The sequence below is a fragment of the Sinomicrobium sp. genome, assembly GCA_029266035.1.
In the GTDB taxonomy this organism is placed as follows: domain Bacteria; phylum Bacteroidota; class Bacteroidia; order Flavobacteriales; family Flavobacteriaceae; genus Sinomicrobium.
This window is the reverse complement of sequence record JAJUFH010000036.1, coordinates 1-17,009: the sequence shown is the minus strand read 5'-3', so window position 1 is coordinate 17,009 and position 17,009 is coordinate 1. Positions and strand designations below refer to the sequence as shown.

Here is a 17,009-nt window from a genome sequence, read left to right as displayed (position 1 = left end):
TCTTTGTAATTTCATAGACACGTAGAATAGAAAAACCCCGTTTTTTGGCACTTTGGCCAATTTTCGGGGTTTTGTTTCTCTAAATTACGGATTAATTCACTGAATTACAAATGTTTATTTAATTCTGAATGTACCTGAATAAAAAAATCCCGAACAGCTACACTGCCCGGGATTTTTTATTCTATTATGTCTAAAACTCCTATTGATTCATCGTCATCAGGAATTCTTCGTTGTTTTTGGTTCTTTTGATGCGATCGTCTAGGAACTCCATAGCTTCAACCGGGTTCATATCGGCGAGATATTTCCTCATGATCCACATGCGTTGAATGGTGTTTTCGTCCAGTAGCATATCGTCTCTACGCGTACTTGAAGAGATAAGGTCTATGGCGGGGAATATCCTTCTGTTGGCTATACGCCTGTCGAGTTGAAGTTCCATGTTTCCCGTACCTTTAAATTCCTCAAAGATAACTTCGTCCATTTTAGATCCGGTTTCGGTAAGTGCCGTAGCGATGATAGAGAGTGATCCACCTCCTTCAATATTACGCGCCGCTCCAAAGAAGCGTTTGGGTTTGTGTAGGGCGTTGGCGTCTACACCACCACTCAGTACCTTTCCACTGGCAGGTTGTACGGTATTGTATGCTCTCGCCAGTCGGGTGATGGAGTCGAGAAGAATAACCACATCGTGTCCGCATTCTACCAATCTCTTGGCTTTTTCCAAAACGATATTGGCAACCTTTACGTGGCGATCTGCCGGTTCGTCGAAAGTAGAAGCTACTACTTCACCCTTAACGCTTCGCTGCATATCGGTAACCTCTTCCGGACGTTCGTCGATGAGCAATACCAGCAAATACACTTCCGGGTGATTGGCAGCAATGGCATTGGCGATGTCTTTTAGCAGCATGGTCTTTCCCGTTTTGGGCTGAGAGACTATCATTCCCCTTTGTCCTTTTCCGATAGGAGAGAACAAGTCTACTATCCGAGTTGATACAGTGCTCTGTTTTTCGGCCAGTTTAAATTTCTCATTAGGGAAGAGGGGAGTGAGGTGTTCAAACGAAACTCTGTCGCGTACTACTTGGGGCGCCAGTCCGTTTATTTTGGTGACACGTATAAGCGGAAAGTACTTTTCTCCCTCTTTTGGGGGGCGAATCGTACCCAATACAGTATCTCCCGTTTTTAGTCCGAAGAGTCTTATTTGTGATTGAGACACATAAATATCATCTGGAGAAGAGAGGTAGTTGTAATCAGAAGACCTCAAGAAGCCGTAGCCGTCTTGCATAATGTCGAGTACTCCTTCGCTCTCTACAATACCGTCAAACTCAAAATCGGGGTCTTTATACCTGTTCTTTTTCTCCTTGTCAAAGTTTTCTTTGTTGTGAGGAGTGTGGTGGTTGTTATTATTATTGTTGTTGTTTTTCTTTTGATGTTGGTTGTTTTGATGTTGATTGTTTTGGTGATGGTGTTGTCCTCTGGAAGAATGCTCCTTTCTCTTTTCCTTTTGTGCCGGTTGCTCTGGACTGTTATCCTGTTTTTTCTCATCCTTATCGGTCACTGCTTTCGAAGGGGTTTTTCCTTCAAGAGATTTTGAGGCAGTGTTTTTCTGAGAGTCTGTTTTCGGATTTTCTTTTCTAGGAGAGTGGTCGGCTTTGGCGGTGTCGTTCTTTTCGGCAGTCCGGTTTTCGGTAGTTTTGGTCTGCGTCTTTGGGGTGTCGGCAGCTGTTTTTTTGATCCGGGATCTCCGAGTTTTCTTCTCGTTTTTAGGAGCTGTTTCTCCTTTGTCAGTACTTGTGGTGGGGGCGATGGAAGCTTTAACGGTAGTCGGATTGGCAGCTTGTACATCCAAGATTTGGTATATCAGATCCATTTTTTTGAGGGATCTGAATTTGGGGATGTTTAAGTTTTTTGCGATATCCTGTAATTCAGGTAGTTTCTTCGCCTTTAAATCTGAAATGTCGAACATTGAAGTGATAAAATAAGTTAATTAATTCCTTTTTAAGAAGTGTTTGTTAAATCTGTTTTGTGCTTTTTAGGAATGAGCATCAAAGTGAAAAATCGAAGTCAAACGAACCTTGTTATGAATTGGTTACGAATGGATACCGCAATATTACAAATTTATTTTTATAATCCGAATGTATTTTTTAAAAAGAACTCTTATTTTTGCTATCGCAAATTCAGATACAACCAATGTTACAACGAATACAAAGCATATATCTGTTGGTGGTGTTTTTGGTAAACGCCGTGTTGCCCTTTGTGATATATCTGTGGAAAGATGTAAATGGAGAGCCTGTTTACGCTTCCGAAATACTGTGGGTATTGATCTTGTTTGTAGTGATAGTGCTGTTGGCTTTGGTGTCGATTTTTGCATTTAAAAACAGAAAAAACCAGTTTGTATTGAACAGACTGAATATGATATTAAACTTAATTTTACTAGGAGTATTTGCTTATTGGTCGCTAAACTTATCCGGAGAAACTGTGGTTTCTGAGAAGGGTATTGGGATTTTTCTCCCTGTTATTTCTATCGTTTTTCTGGTTTTGGCCAACAAGGCCATTAAAAGGGACGAAGATCTCGTAAAATCTGTCGACCGATTGCGATAAGCCTGAAATCTTAGTAGTATTAGTGCGTAAAAAACCCGAAGGCCAATATGGTGTTCGGGTTTTTTTGTTGTTAGTTCTTAGTTCGTGGTCTTTTAGTTGATTAGTTCTTAGTTGTTTATTATGGCTTCAACTACCTTTTCAGGGCGATGTGTAGAACAGCGATATGATATAAACTAGACGCTGTAGAGACGCAAAATTTTGCGTCTCCCCCATAGACGAATTAGTGTGGTGTGATTTATTGTTGTCTCTTCCAGTCGGTGGCTTTGATACTGTTCGCTGCGCTGCGGTACGCAGCCGCCTTGGGGGGAGTTGTTTAGTTCTTAGTGTTTTTTTGTTTTTCTGTGTTTTAGTTTTGTATCAAGACAAAATGAAGGAATGATTTTGTTGACTCGGAGACGTGGCGATGATGAGACTTGGTGATTGGTTATCACTCATTAACCTAATAACTCAATAACCCCAAACTAACAACTACGAACTATTTCCCTCCGAGTTCCACAATTTCCAGGTTGCCTATCTGGTCGCCGTCGATGTCAAAGCGAAGCATGGTTCTCACCTGGTGAAAACCGTACTTCCCCACTGCACCGGGATTCATGTGGAGGAGCTGGTGTTTTTTGTCGTAGATGACTTTCAGAATATGAGAGTGTCCGCAGATAAACAGTTTGGGCGGGTTTAGCTTTAAAGCTTCTCGCACGCTGCGGTCGTATCTTCCGGGGTATCCACCTATATGTGTGATCCACACATCGACATTCTCACAGAAAAATCTGTTGTTTTCGGGAAATTCCTTTCGGGCTTCCGCACCGTCTATATTTCCGTATACGGCGCGAAGCGGAGCAATTTTTTTCAGACTGTCGGTAACCTTCAAATCACCTATATCTCCAGCGTGCCATATCTCGTCGGCCTGTGCTGCATACTTGAGTATAGACTGATCGATATGGCCGTGGGTATCCGATAGCAATAGTATACGGGTCATATAAGAGAGGGGTTATGAAGTTTCTTCTTCGGCCATAAACTGCACTTCGTAGAGGTTTCGGTAATAACCATCTTCTTTGGCGAGCAGCTCGGCATGTGTTCCGGTTTCTACAATCTTTCCGGAGTCCATTACAATAATGGTATCAGCTTTTTTTACGGTAGCCAGGCGGTGTGCAATGATAATAGAGGTGCGTTCTCTCGTAATCTTTTCGGTAGCGTTTTGTATCAATTGCTCCGAATGCGAGTCTACCGAAGAGGTAGCCTCGTCTAGCACCAGTATATCCGGATTGCTCACATAGGCACGGAGAAAGGCGATGAGCTGTCGCTGCCCACCGGAAAGGGTAGAACCTCTTTCTTTTACATTAAAGTGGTATCCTCCGGGAAGACTTTTTATAAAATCGTGTATACCTATCTGTTTGGCAGCTTCTTCTATTTGCTCTTCGCTAATCTCCGGATTTTTCAGAGTGATATTGTTGAATATGGTGTCGGCAAACAGAAAGACATCCTGTAAAACCACAGCTATTCGCCCTCTTAAAGAATCCAATGTATAGTCTTTGATATTGGTGTCGTCTATACAGATACTTCCCGAATTGATTTCGTAGAAGCGGTTGAGCAGATTTACTATAGTCGATTTTCCCGCTCCCGTAGCGCCTACTATGGCTACGGTTTGTCCGGCGCGAACATCAAAGGAGATTCCGTGTAGCACTTCTTCGTCACTCAAGTAGCCAAAGTGTACCTCTTTAAACGAGATATTGCCTTTCAGATCGGTTGCGGTAATAGTCCCTTTGTCTTCTATAGAGCTTTTGGTATCTAGTATGTCGTACACCCGATGTGCAGCTACCATTCCCATTTGTAAGGTGTTGAACTTGTCGGCTATTTGTCTAAGTGGGCGAAACAGCATCTGAGACATTTCGATAAACATAAAAATACTTCCCAGTTCAATATCGTCTCCGGCTATGGTGCGCACTCCTCCATACCACACTATAAGTCCTATAGTGATAGAGGTAGCCAGGTCGGCCACGGGGAAAAATATGGAGTTGTACCACACTGTTTTGAGCCAGGCTTTTTTGTGTTTTTCATTGATTTCGGTAAACTTTTGGTACTCTGCGTCTTCTCTGGTAAAGAGCTGTACTATTTTCATTCCCGAAATGCGCTCCTGTACAAAGGAGTTTAGATAGGCTACTTGAGCTCTTACCTCGGTAAAAGCTACTTTCATCGCTTTTTGAAACAGTCGAGTGGCGTAGAGTATAAGAGGGAGTATAGAAAATACGATAAGCGAGAGCTTCCAACTGGTAGCCAGCATTATGATAGCAACTACAATCATTTGCAGCAGGTCGCTTACTATCATAAACAATCCCTGACTGAATATTTCTCCTATTCGCTGCATATCGTTTACCGCTCGGGTCACCAATACACCTATAGACGAATTGTCGAAATACTTCATGCGGAACGCTAGCATATGCCGAAAGAGGTCTATTCGTATATCGCGAATAATAGACTGTCCCAACCAGTTGGCGTAGTAGATAAAGCCGAGTTGGCAAAGTACCCCTGCAAACAGCACCCCTATCATAATCAGTGAGAAGACCAGTAAGCCGTGAGGATCTTTGTGAGTGATATAGTCGTCTACTGTTATCTTGAGCAGCATGGGTCGGGCTACGGCAAAGAGCGAACCGAGAATAGCGGCCAATGCTACTCCGTAAAACACCAGCCGATATTTCCACGCGTGTTTGAGGAGTCTTCTAAAAAGGCTCAGGTCAAATGCTTTTCCTTTATTGCTACTCATATTTTTAGCTGAGTTTTTTAGTGATAAAATTTTCTGAGGAGTATTGTTGTGATATACTATAACAACAGTACGGTCTCAGATAAAGGGATATGTGATTTTGGTTAAATATAAACCATGCGCCGGAACTGATGCCCCGGCATTCCCTCTATTTTTACTTTCTATGATTTTTTTAACGTTTTCCGGAGCTATTTTTTTCCGTCCTACCTCCAAAAGTGTACCGACAACGGCCCTTACCATATTTCGCAAAAAGCGATCTGCGGTAATGGTAAATACTAAAAGTTCGTCTTGCTGTTGCCACTTTGCTTCTTCAACAGTGCAGTAAAAGGTCTTTACATCGGTATTAGATCGCGAAAAACACTCAAAATCCTGTCGTCCCAAAAGCATTTCTGCCGCTTGGTTCATCAGCTCGATACTCAAAGGATAGCGGTGGTAATAGGCCAGTGCTTGTAAAAAGGGATCCTTTTGCGGGCTTATCAGGTATTGATAAGTGCGAGAAGTAGCGTCGAAACGGGCATGAGCGTCTTCCTGTACCTCAAAGATGCTGCGAAGGGAAATATCGGCAGGGAGTAGGGAGTTTAACTTTCGCGTCATTTCTTCCTTGTCGAAAGAAGCGTCGGTATCGAAATGAGCAAACATCTGCCTGGCGTGAACTCCGGTATCCGTGCGTCCTGCTCCGGTAACTGCTGTGGTAGTTCGCAGCAGTGTAGACAATCCCTCTTCCAGAGTTTGTTGTACAGTTACGGCATTCGGCTGTCGTTGCCAGCCGTGATATGGAAGCCCGTTATATGATAACTCTATAAAATAGCGCAAATGAGTTCGGATTTTGAAGGGACAAAGATACAAAGTTTTGAGTTTAACTCAGGTCCTCTCTCAATATATCCAACAGTTCGTCACGATCTTTAAAAAGTGTGAATTCTCCGTTTTTGATATAGGAAATCTGTCCCGTCTCTTCACTGATTACAAGAGCTAAGGCATCGGTTTTGTCGGTGATTCCTATGGCTGCCCTATGTCTCAATCCGAAACGAAGAGGAATATTTCGCTCGTTAGATACCGGTAGTACTGCCCTAGTAGCTACGATATAATTTTTTTCGATGATGGCGGCTCCGTCGTGAAGCGGACTGTTTTTGTAAAAAATACTCTCTATGATGGGAATGGTAATTTTGATATACATTTTGTCGCCCGTGTTCTTTACAAAATCTAAAGGAGTGTTTCGGGCGATAACGAGGAGTCCCCCAGTTTTGGTACTGCTCAGTTTTTCACAGGCAGAAATGAGGGCGACGATATCGGTTTTAATCTCTGCATTTTCCTCTTTAAAAAAGCGAAAGTACTTTTTTAAGCTTTTTCCATTAGCCAGATTGGTAGAGCCAATGGTGAGGAGAAATTTTCTTATTTCCTGTTGGAAGAGAACGATAAGCGCAAAAAAACCTACACTCATAAAGCTTCCAAATATGCTGCTCATCATCTGCATTTGCAGCGCTTCGGTTATTCTCCATATAAGGTATATAATCCCTATTCCGATAAAGATATTTACCGCCACAGTACCCTTCACCAACCTGTAGATGTAGTAAAGCAGGAAGGCGACTAGGAGTATGTCGATTAGATCGAGGATTTTAAAGTCTACGAAATCGAAGATTTTCAAGGCTTACTCTTTTGTGTAAATTTAGAAAAAAATAATGCTTCAAGAGTACATTGTTACTTTTTTTAATGAATATGTGTTCTTGTCGCCCTTATAGCTTTAGTGTAAAAAGGAAAATCTGTTAGCTTGCCACCTTTTAGTACACTTAGAGTGTGGTAGCTTGTTCTTCCTGTTTTTCGCCTACTGGAGAATAACTAAACTTGGCCACTATTTCCCAAATCTCCGCAATTTCCTCCTGCCGTATTCTCATTTGGTGAGGCATGGTTTTGTTGTGGTTTATCAAGATCAGTTCGCCGGAAGATTCCGAAATTTTAACACTGTTTATAAATATCCCTTTCAACTTGCTGATCACAACGTAGTTTTTGTTGTCTTCTATCGCTGAGGTAGACTGGCATTTAGTGGCAATTACAATAGAATTGTCTTCAAAAGTAGGGTGCATGGCATTTCCCACAACCTGAAAAGCCCTGAGATTTTCTCCTTCCACAAAGGGTAAATCGTATGCCGGAAGATTTTCTGTAAAGCTGTCTTCGTCTAGTTGAAGCACGTATTGAAACTGGTGTTCGCGACTTACCAGAGGTATGGGTTGGCGGTTGCTGTTATCCAGTCCGTTTGTCGGTTTTCGTCTGTAGAAAACAGTGTTTAGGTCTATACCTTGTTGCTGGCATATAGAGACTATGAGTTCATAGTCTACACTGTTTCTCCTTTTCCAGGTAGAAATGGTGTTGGGTTTTACATTTAGTATTCTAGCGAGCTCGGTATTAGTCTTAATCTGTAAGTGTTTTTTTAATTTCTCGAGTATCAAAATCGCATTAAGAGATTTTTTTTCTTGTGTATTCGCATAACGATGGTTATATTTGATCGTCTCTAACATACAAGTATTATTTTTTGTACTCATTTTGAGAAGCATCATCACATGTCATCTCTATGAGTGGGTTAGACAAAAAATAAAAGTTGTTGGTCGATAGGTTGTCGGTTAGGGTAGTGTAGCGATCAACTGTGGTGTTTTGATTTTTGCGGCTTGAGGCCGGTTGAGGGGTAGCTGTTGTTATATAATATACAACGCTTGTGCTTTGGTTTTATTGTAGAGATGATATCAACTCTTGCAAGTCAAAATTAAGAGTCTTGTACAAAATGAGAAAATATAATCGTTTAACACGCGAAATAATCGATTAATGATTTAAAATAGTCGTTAAACGAGATTTTAAAATACGAATTGCATACAAATATCTCACTTAGAGTGTGTTTGTTTGTATTTGTCGTTGAAATGCGATTTTTAAGGTGGGGTTTTCTGCCTTATAGATGTTTTATATTACAAGAGACCAAAGTAAACTTATGGCTAAATAAAGAGTTATGAAAATAAACTACCCAAAAAATTATTCTTCTCAACGGTGTGTGGATGTGGTGTTTCGCCTCGTATCACCCCTTCCTTTCTTCTGTGTCAAACCGTTATTTCCGTACGTAACATATACTCAAAAATAGATGATGATGACTATTAAAAATAGTGAAAGTTACTTTTTTACTCGAGGTCCGGCGGCAGTAGTTGTGGCTGTTGCAGAAGCCTTTAAAATAAATTTTTTTCCGAATAACCCCAAAGACGGGGAAGCCTGAGCCGTATATCGGCTCTTTCGGTGTTATACGTTTTTGCCTTTAATATAACTAAGTCTTTTATGAAACCACTTTACTATTTAGTACAAAAAATAAAACCAGGCCTCGCGACAACTCTGCTCGCCATTGGCCTGTTGTTGCCTTTAGGAACGGCCTTTGGGCAGGATATGGTGAGGAAGTATGCAGAAGTGCAGCAGGTCAAAACTACCGCTGTTCTCGGTATTGGTGGAAATGTCAGTAATGCTGGCAACGCGGTCAATGGTAATCCTAGAGAAGCTTCTACCTTGAGTGTTGGGGTAGGTGCATTAAATCTGTTTTATGCTCGTCAATATATCGACTTTGGCGAAGTTATTCCGGCAGGTACTCCGGTCACTATTAAATTTTCGACACCAACTTCTGTTCTCGGTGTTGCAGACAATTTTAGCATTCAGCCCTATACCAATTTAAGAGATGAAGGGATATTGGGTGGCACAAACTGGACTGCAGATGCTGCGGGAGACGCCTATACCGGTGCCAATTTATTGACTCTTTTAGGTGGAGTAGGTGCTGATGAGGTCACTTTAACCCCGGATGAGGATTTTGAAGGAGTGTGGGTCAATCTCTCTTCTGCACTGAGTGTAGCTGCGAGTATGCAAGTCTACCACGCTTATGTAGAGGTAGCTTCTGATACTCCTTTAGATTGTGTAGAGAAAAACCAGGCTATAGATGTACTGTCTGGAGTTGGTGGAGAAGGGCTCGACCTTGCGGGAGGGCTTACTGTTGTAAATAATCCTTATAACGCGATAGATAATTTTGACGATTATGCAGAAATGTCGGTGGTGGCAGGTGTTGCAAATGAGGCATACATCACTACGGTCTTCGCGACGCCTTCTGTAGCCGATCAGGTGGTGCGCGTTGTTTTGGAACAACCCGGAACATTGCTGGATGTGAGCTTACTCTCAGCCTTTACAATTCAGCCCTATCTCTTTGGTGATGAGGTAGGCAGCCCAATAGCCGGAAATTCCAGTCTACTCGGTTTGCGCCTGCTGCCGGGAACTGAAAAATACGAGTTGGTGATACCAGTTCAAGGTTCTTTTGACAGGGTTAAAATATCCCTTGGTGGCGTACTCGATCTCTTGCAGAATATCCGGGTCTACGAAGTGAGCCGTCTCCCCAGAGTAGATGTGCTTGCCAATCCGGAGCTTGAGGCTGCACTTACCGCTTGTGGTTCGGTAGATTTACTCGGGGCAATGACCAACTACCAACCCGACTATTACAATTATGCTTATTACGAGACTTTAACCGGAGGTACAGCCCTTGAGTCTTCTGTAGTTACCACTTCTGGTACATATTATATAGAAGCTACCGATAAGGTTACCGGTTGTGTATCGCCTAGAGTGGCAGTAAACGCTACGGTAAATGAATATCCTGAGATTGTATTCTCTGCAGAAACTTCATATCAGATAGAGGTAGGAGGAAGCGTTACTCTCCCTACGCCTTCTGCCAATGTTCCTACAACTTTCCAGTGGTACGATTATAACGGAAATGCTATTTTACCCTCGGGAGCTATTACATTTCCTGCCGCGGGAGTATATACTTATTACGTAGTAGGAACCTCTACAAGTGGAGGCTGCCAGTCTGCCGCAACAGTGGTCGTCGTGGTGAGCGACGACGGCTGCCCAACTGCATTTACGAGAGAGTATGCTACCTCTAGTTCGGAGTTTTCTACTTCAAGTCTGCTCGGAATAAACCTCGGTTCTATCTCCGATGAAGCTAATGCTACAGACGGAAATATAGCGACCTATTCTACTTTGACGGAGACCCTAAACCTCTTAGGTCTTACGGGTGAGACTTCGCAAACTATTTACTGGGGTTCAACTGTAAATGCAGGTACCCCGGCTACTGTTAAGTTGGGTAGAGATTACGGTGTGGCCTCTGTTATCGGAAGTATTTTAATCGCTCCGGTAGATAGCGATGGTGAAGAAATAGGCCCGAGAGTGTCGGTCGATCCCAATTTGGCAGGACTGGTAAACGGACTCAATATATTCGAACATACTTTTATCCCATTAAGTGACAGCGGATCGGCCATAGCCTACAGCGGAGTGAAAATAGTAATGGAATCTGTGGTCAACGCAATTCAGTCTATTCGAGTGTATGATGCGTATTATCATACGGCCGGCGACCCTGCCTGTACCGGGCAGGACGCTATTGATGCCTATGGAGGTTATGAAACACAATTGCTCAATCTCAATGCAGCATCAGCACTCATTGGTGTTACCAATCCTGAACTGGCGATAGATAGAGACATAAGCACTTATGCTCAACTGAACAACACAGTAGGTGTTGGGGTATACGGCAAATTGGATGTGGCTTTTGGAACACCCTCACTCGCCACAGATAGTCTGCAAATTGTTCTTGGTGAGCCAGGCGCATTGTTAGATGTAGGTGTGCTCAACGAACTGCGTATACAGCGCTTTCTCAAAAATGCACCCGTAGACGAAGAGCCGATACTTGTAGATCCGAGTTTATTGCGTTTGCGATTGCTGTCTTCCGGAAGTCTTAGTGTGATAACAGTTCCTTCTGCGGTGCCTTTCGATAAAGTGCGCATCACTTATGGAGGAACGGTGAGCGGACTTTCAGCGCTTCGCATTTACGATGTGTCGAGGGTGGCCGCTACAGCCCATCCCGATGCAGAAGGCCCCGATAATACGGTGACCATCTGCGTAGGAGAAACACTTTCATTAGACGGTTTGCCGACAGATTGTGCCACTACCTACAAAGTGTACGATGCAGAATACGGAGGAAATGAGGTAGATCTCAACAGTATACCCGATTTGGCTGCAGGTGAATATACCTATTGGATACAACCGGTGCGCAACGGCTGTGAATCGCTCGCGAGAGGGGTTCTCAACCTCGATGTTGCCGGTCCTGCAGATGCTCCAACTGTAACTTCAGAAAATGTGTGGGTCGGAGTAGATGGAACTGCTACTCTTAGCGTACAGGATCCAGATGAAGATTTAACGTATAAATGGTATACCGAAGAAACCGAAGGTACCTCTGTACATACCGGAGCTATTTACGATCTTGAAAATATTACCGCAGATGCTGTTTATTACGTAGAAGCCGTTAGTGGAGGCGAATGTGCTTCGGCCACAAGAACAGCCGTGAATGTGAAGTTGATACCTGCTCCTGTGGTAGATCCTATAGGTGCAACACTTCCTCAAGGAGATACACAGACCTTTACAGCACAGAATATTCCCGACGGACTCGAAGCTATATGGTACGACGAGAGTAATCAGCAGGTGGGTAACTTACCTCAATACACAACAGACCCCAGTTTAGTGCCCGATCAATACGACTATACTGTGGTGTACAAAGACCCGGTATCAGGGGCTACTTCAGCACCTACTACAGTGCCGGTAGTAATAGAAGTTGGAGGTGGCGGTCTACAACCACCTACAGTAGACCCTACCGCAGCAACCATAGAGGAGGGAGATACACAACTCTTTACCGCTACTCATACCAATCCGGATGTAAGCTACACTTGGTATGATAAGGACAATAATGTAGTGGGAAGCACTCCCGAGTTTACTACGCCAAGCGATCTTACTACAGGAGAACACATTTATACCGTTACGGTAACTGATCCGATGACTAACGAAGAGTCAGATCCGGCTCAGGTGACGGTTACAGTGGTGCCTACAAATGCTGCCTTAACTCCACCAACAGTAACTCCCCCAACAGCTACTATAGAACAAGGAGATGCAGTGACCTATACCGCCAGTACGGATTATCCTGATGGGGTGATTGTATGGTATGACGAAACCGGTAATGAAATATCGGTGGGTGAAGAATTTGTTGCCGGGCCCGGACTGGTGCCTGGAAATTACACCTATAATGCAGTGGTTCGCGATCCGGATACTAATCAGGAGTCTGATCCTGCTACGGTTACGCTTACGGTAACAGAACCTGCAATTCCGGAAGACTGTCTGCCTGCATACGAAAGAGTTTACGCGACAAGCCAGACCTCAGACGGAGTGGACAATGCCGGAGCGGCGGCAGATGGTAATCTAGCAACTTTTAGTACCATTGAAATACCTTCTCTTTACGGGACGAATTATCAAGTACTTCAATTTTCAGGAAACTTTAGTCCCGCAGCGGGAGATCAGCTTCATATTAGAGTGAGTACCGATATTACTTTGTCTCTTTTAGGAAGTGTAACCATCACAGCACAGGCTTATGATGGAAATAATCCTGTAGGAACACCTGCACAGTTGAGTGGTGGAATTCTACTTAATCTGTTAGCAGGTAAAAATGAAGGCGATATAGTGGTGCCTGTAGCTAGCCCTGATCCAAATGTCAATTTTAATTCCGTAAGAGTTGAAGTGCAAGGGGCTTTGCTTGCAGGTGGTGATATCAATGTACACGAAGCCTATGTAAATCAGGAAACCCAAACCCTTGCAGATTGTGGTGTGGCTGATATACTTACCGGGGTTACCTCCGGAGCACTCGGAGCACTCAACGGAGTCAGTGATGAAGCAAATGCCGTAGATGGAGATTTGAGTACAGCGGCGCTGCTGAGGCAAAACGTAGGAGTGGCAGGATATGCTCATCTCACTACCGTTTATAGCGCACCTTCAGTGCCCGGAGATTCTATACGTCTTGTCATTACCGATCAGGATGCCGGTCTGTTAGATTTAGGGCTTTTAACAGGTATGAAAATTGTTGCCTTTATGGGTAATACTCCTGTTCAAGAGGTAGAAGTAAATGACGACGGCTTACTAAGCCTGAAACTCCTTGGAGGTGGTGATCAATACGAAGTGGCTACCGTTATAGATCAGCCTTTTGATAGGGTGTCTGTACAGTTAGGAGGAGTAGCTTCTGCTCTCGAAGGAGTGAATGTATACGAAATAGAAAGGGTACCCGGAATACAATTGGAAGGGAACGACCCAGGTAACAATACTATTGAGGCTTGTCAAGGCGAAACCATTAGCCTTGTAGCACCAGACGACGATTGTACTACTTATGTGTGGTATGATGCGCGGTATGGAGGTAATAAAATAGGAGAGGGCAACCTCGAATTTGAAATACCCTCCGATTGGGCAGCCGGAGAACATAAAGTATATGTACAAGCGGTGCGTTACGGCTGTGAAGAGGCCGGACGTGTTGAGGTGACGATAAATGTAAACGAGGCTCCCAAAGCTGAGGATATCGCAGTTACAGGAAATGAAAATCCCTTCTGTGTAGGTGAAGATGTAGTGGTTACAGCTACTGCCGACGATATCGCCGATGCGATATTCAACTGGTATGCAGATGCCGACAAAGAAACTCCTCTCACCGATGCTGCCGGGGTAACTTACAGCATCGATAACGGTGAACTGACCGTTAGCGGATTGGAGCCGGGTACTTATACCTATTATGTGAGTGTAAAAGACGGTGCCGACGGTTGTGAGAATGCTGCTGGCGACCTCGCTGAGGTAGAAATAATTGTAAACGATGGAGCTACAGCAGCCGATATTCAAGTAGCTGATATTCAAATTTGTGAAGGAGATATCGCAAGACTGGAAGCGTCTAGTACCTCGGTGACCAATCCGGTATTTACTTGGTACGGCAACGACCAACTCAGCGGAGTACCTGTGTTTACAGGAGCTGTGTTTGAACAAAATGATCTGGAACCTGGTATCTATACCTATTATGTAACTGTACAAGGCGATGGTGTTTGTGAGAGCAGTGCAGATGAGGCGGTAGAAGTGAGTATAGCTGTACAACACCAGATTACGGCTGCAGATATAGAACTTCCCACCGACTTGAGTCAGTGTGTCGGTTCTGATGTGATGCTGACTGCCGGTGTGGTTTCGGGTATCACAGTGACCAATCCGGTTTATACTTGGTATCTGGACGCTGCCGGAACTCAGGTAATTACCGACGGACTTACCGACGGAGCGGTAACTTATACTGTAAATAATAACGAACTTACCGTATCAGGGCTTGCAGATGGAGCTACTGCAACCTACTATGTAAGCCTCGATGGCGACGATGTATGTGCTAATGTAGATGGCGACCTCGCTTCGGTAAATGTCACCATCAGCGATGCGCTCAACGCTCCTGATGTGGTGTTAGAAAATGTAGAAGTGTGTACAGGCGAAGATGCCGTATTGGAGATATCAAGTCCGCAAAATACACTTACCTACAACTGGTATGATGTTGCAACGGGCGGTACGCCTATAAGTAGTGGTGAAACTTTGGAGCTCACCGCAGTAACTGCCGATGCTATTTATTATGTAGAAGTAGTGGGTGCCGGCGGTTGTGCCAGCCTTACGCGAACTCAGGTAAACGTTACCGTAAATGGTTTTGCGGGAGCATCCGATATCGCTATAGCCGGAGAAACCGAAGTTTGTATCGGTACCGATGTGGTCTTGACACCTTCGTCTACCACCGTGCCCAACCCGGTATTCCGCTGGTATGAAGCTGCAGATAAGACTACAGAAATCACCGCCGGTATAGATGCAAATGGTGTACTTACACTGTCTGGCCTCGCCGATGGTACGTATACGTTCTATGCAAGCGTGGAAGGGGATGGCTATTGTGAAAACGCTGCCGGAGACTTGGCAGAGATTACTGTCACTGTGGGGGCAGAACTAGATCCTCTAGTGGTAACTCCCGCCGAACAGTACGTTGTAGTGGGCGAAACTCCTCAGACTTTCCAAGTCGTCGATTTTGCAAGCCTTACTGGAGATGTAATCTGGTATTCCGATGAAGCACTGACCGACGAAGTAGTGAGAGGAGAAACATATACTCCCGCAGCTACTGCAGAAGGCGACTATACTTATTATGTAGTACTGCAAAACGGACCCTGTGTGTCTGAAGCTACAGAAGTAGTATTGCACGTAGTAGGAGCACCGACGCCTCCGGACGACTGTTATATTGCAGATAGCGAAGAACACGGAACCACCTTTGGTTGTGTGTTGTGTGCCGTGCTCAATCCTACCAATGCCATAGATAACAACCCGGATAACTATTCGCGTTTGTCTATGCCTGCCGGACTGGGAACGGGATCTATTTATCAAACCTTGATATTTGATCACGCCGGAAAAGCGGGCGACAGCGTAATTGTGGATATGGCAATCCCTGGCGGACTTGCAGATGTGAATATTCTCGGAGCGATTACCATTACATTGCTCAACGGTACTACACAAGTAGATCAGTATAGCTTGGATAATCCGTTGCTTCAGATTGATTTACTTGTCAATGGAGATCGAGACAAACTAACGATTCCAGCCAGCGGAGTTTACGACCGCGTAGAAATCCGAAATACGGCTGGAGTGGCTACGGTATTACAAAGTTTAGATGTCTATGGAGCCTATATCAAACAAGCAGCACCGGAACTCGATATTACCGATCCTGTGGTGCTGTGTAAAGGTGAAGAACATATTATAGAAGCAACAGCCGCAGCCGGAACTGTATTGCGCTGGTATGACGAGAGTGGTACTTTGGTTTATGAAGGGACAGAGTTTGAAGTGCCTTCAGATGTGGCAGGAGACTTTACTTACTATATAGAAGTAGTTGACGAACTTTCCGGTTGTGCCGATCCCGATCGCGTAGCGGTTAATGTTAAAGTGAACGATGCGCCAGGAGCTGCGGATATCACAGTTACTGGAAATGAAAATGCCTATTGTAGTGGTGAAAATGTAGTACTGACGCCTTCTAGCAATGAAGGAACAGCCTTCCACTGGTATCTCGATGCCGATAAGACGATGCCGATTGCCGATGGTGATACCGATGGAAATATTACCTATGCTATAGACGCATCAGGAGTGCTTACCGTAAGCGGACTGGTGAATGCGAATAGTCCGTATACCTATTATGTAAGTGTGGAAGGAACTAGCGGATGTGAGAATCCGGCAGGAGATCTTGCAGAAGTTACCGTTGAGGTTTCTCCAAATGTTCCCGGAAGTGATATCACCGATATTGTGGTTGATGGACTGAACAACGACGATACTCTTTGTGTGGATCCTTCAGGTACTGCTACACTTACTGCAGCACTGACTGCGACTAGTACGGTGACCAATGCTGTATTCCACTGGTATGATGCTAATGGTGATGCTTTAACTGGCGGAGAGGATGGAACCCTTGAATTGACTAATCTTACTCCTGGTACTTATACCTATAGTGTAGGCGCCAGCGGCGACGGATACTGCGAGACTGCCGAGGGCGATCGCAAGAGCGTTAGCTTTGAGGTATTGCCAACTGTACCCGGAGATGATCTCGCTGAGATAGTGGTGAGCGGATTGAATGACGACGATACCCTTTGTGTGGATCCTTCAGGTACTGCTACCCTTACTGCAGCGCTTACCGCAGCTAGTACGGTGACTAATCCTGTATTCCACTGGTATGATGCTAATGGTGATGCTTTAACTGGCGGAGAGGATGGAACCCTTGAATTGA

The 17,009-nt window shown here is 44.3% G+C and carries 8 protein-coding genes; 2 read left to right on the top strand and 6 right to left on the bottom strand.

Annotation, left to right across the window (positions count from 1 at the left end; all coding sequences use genetic code 11):
* Positions 1-199: 199 nt before the first annotated feature.
* Entirely contained in the window at positions 200-1,957 is a 1,758-nt protein-coding gene (gene rho / locus ACYZZR_RS12610; RefSeq protein WP_461534369.1) for a transcription termination factor Rho, read from the bottom strand.
* A 224-nt stretch (positions 1,958-2,181) separates the two neighbouring features.
* On the opposite strand from rho, the gene ACYZZR_RS12605 reads away from it, so the two are divergent.
* Positions 2,182-2,592, top strand: coding sequence for a DUF4293 domain-containing protein (locus tag ACYZZR_RS12605; protein WP_461534368.1), 411 nt, complete (start codon positions 2,182-2,184; stop codon positions 2,590-2,592).
* A 475-nt stretch (positions 2,593-3,067) separates the two neighbouring features.
* Here ACYZZR_RS12605 and ACYZZR_RS12600 read toward each other — a convergent pair whose 3' ends face one another.
* The 5 genes from ACYZZR_RS12600 to ACYZZR_RS12580 all read right to left on the bottom strand — a co-directional run bounded on the left by ACYZZR_RS12600 (position 3,068) and on the right by ACYZZR_RS12580 (position 7,851).
* On the bottom strand, positions 3,068-3,562 hold the full coding sequence (locus ACYZZR_RS12600; protein ID WP_461534367.1) for a metallophosphoesterase family protein: 495 nt from the start codon (positions 3,560-3,562) through the stop codon (positions 3,068-3,070).
* A gap of 12 nt (positions 3,563-3,574) precedes the next feature.
* Entirely contained in the window at positions 3,575-5,344 is a 1,770-nt protein-coding gene (locus tag ACYZZR_RS12595) for an ABC transporter ATP-binding protein (protein ID WP_461534366.1), read from the bottom strand.
* 75 nt (positions 5,345-5,419) lie between these two features.
* Positions 5,420-6,154: a tRNA pseudouridine(38-40) synthase TruA gene (truA, locus tag ACYZZR_RS12590; RefSeq protein ID WP_461534365.1), complete on the bottom strand. Its 735-nt coding sequence runs from the start codon at positions 6,152-6,154 to the stop codon at positions 5,420-5,422.
* A 43-nt stretch (positions 6,155-6,197) separates the two neighbouring features.
* Positions 6,198-6,983: a diadenylate cyclase gene (locus tag ACYZZR_RS12585; protein WP_461534364.1), complete on the bottom strand. Its 786-nt coding sequence runs from the start codon at positions 6,981-6,983 to the stop codon at positions 6,198-6,200.
* A 142-nt stretch (positions 6,984-7,125) separates the two neighbouring features.
* A complete protein-coding gene (locus tag ACYZZR_RS12580) occupies positions 7,126-7,851 on the bottom strand; it encodes a LexA family transcriptional regulator (RefSeq protein WP_461534363.1) in 726 nt (241 codons plus the stop codon).
* A 796-nt stretch (positions 7,852-8,647) separates the two neighbouring features.
* Here ACYZZR_RS12580 and ACYZZR_RS12575 point away from each other — a divergent pair.
* Positions 8,648-17,009, top strand: an 8,362-nt coding sequence (locus ACYZZR_RS12575; protein WP_461534362.1) for an Ig-like domain-containing protein, incomplete at its 3' end; no start/stop codon positions are given.

What these genes read in the sequence shown, in the direction of transcription:
- rho (WP_461534369.1), bottom strand. Translation starts at nt 1,957, where the DNA reads ATGTTCGACATTTCAGATTTAAAGGCGAAGAAACTACCTGAATTACAG.
- ACYZZR_RS12605 (WP_461534368.1), top strand. Translation starts at nt 2,182, where the DNA reads ATGTTACAACGAATACAAAGCATATATCTGTTGGTGGTGTTTTTGGTA.
- ACYZZR_RS12600 (WP_461534367.1), bottom strand. Translation starts at nt 3,562, where the DNA reads ATGACCCGTATACTATTGCTATCGGATACCCACGGCCATATCGATCAG.
- ACYZZR_RS12595 (WP_461534366.1), bottom strand. Translation starts at nt 5,344, where the DNA reads ATGAGTAGCAATAAAGGAAAAGCATTTGACCTGAGCCTTTTTAGAAGA.
- ACYZZR_RS12580 (WP_461534363.1), bottom strand. Translation starts at nt 7,851, where the DNA reads ATGTTAGAGACGATCAAATATAACCATCGTTATGCGAATACACAAGAA.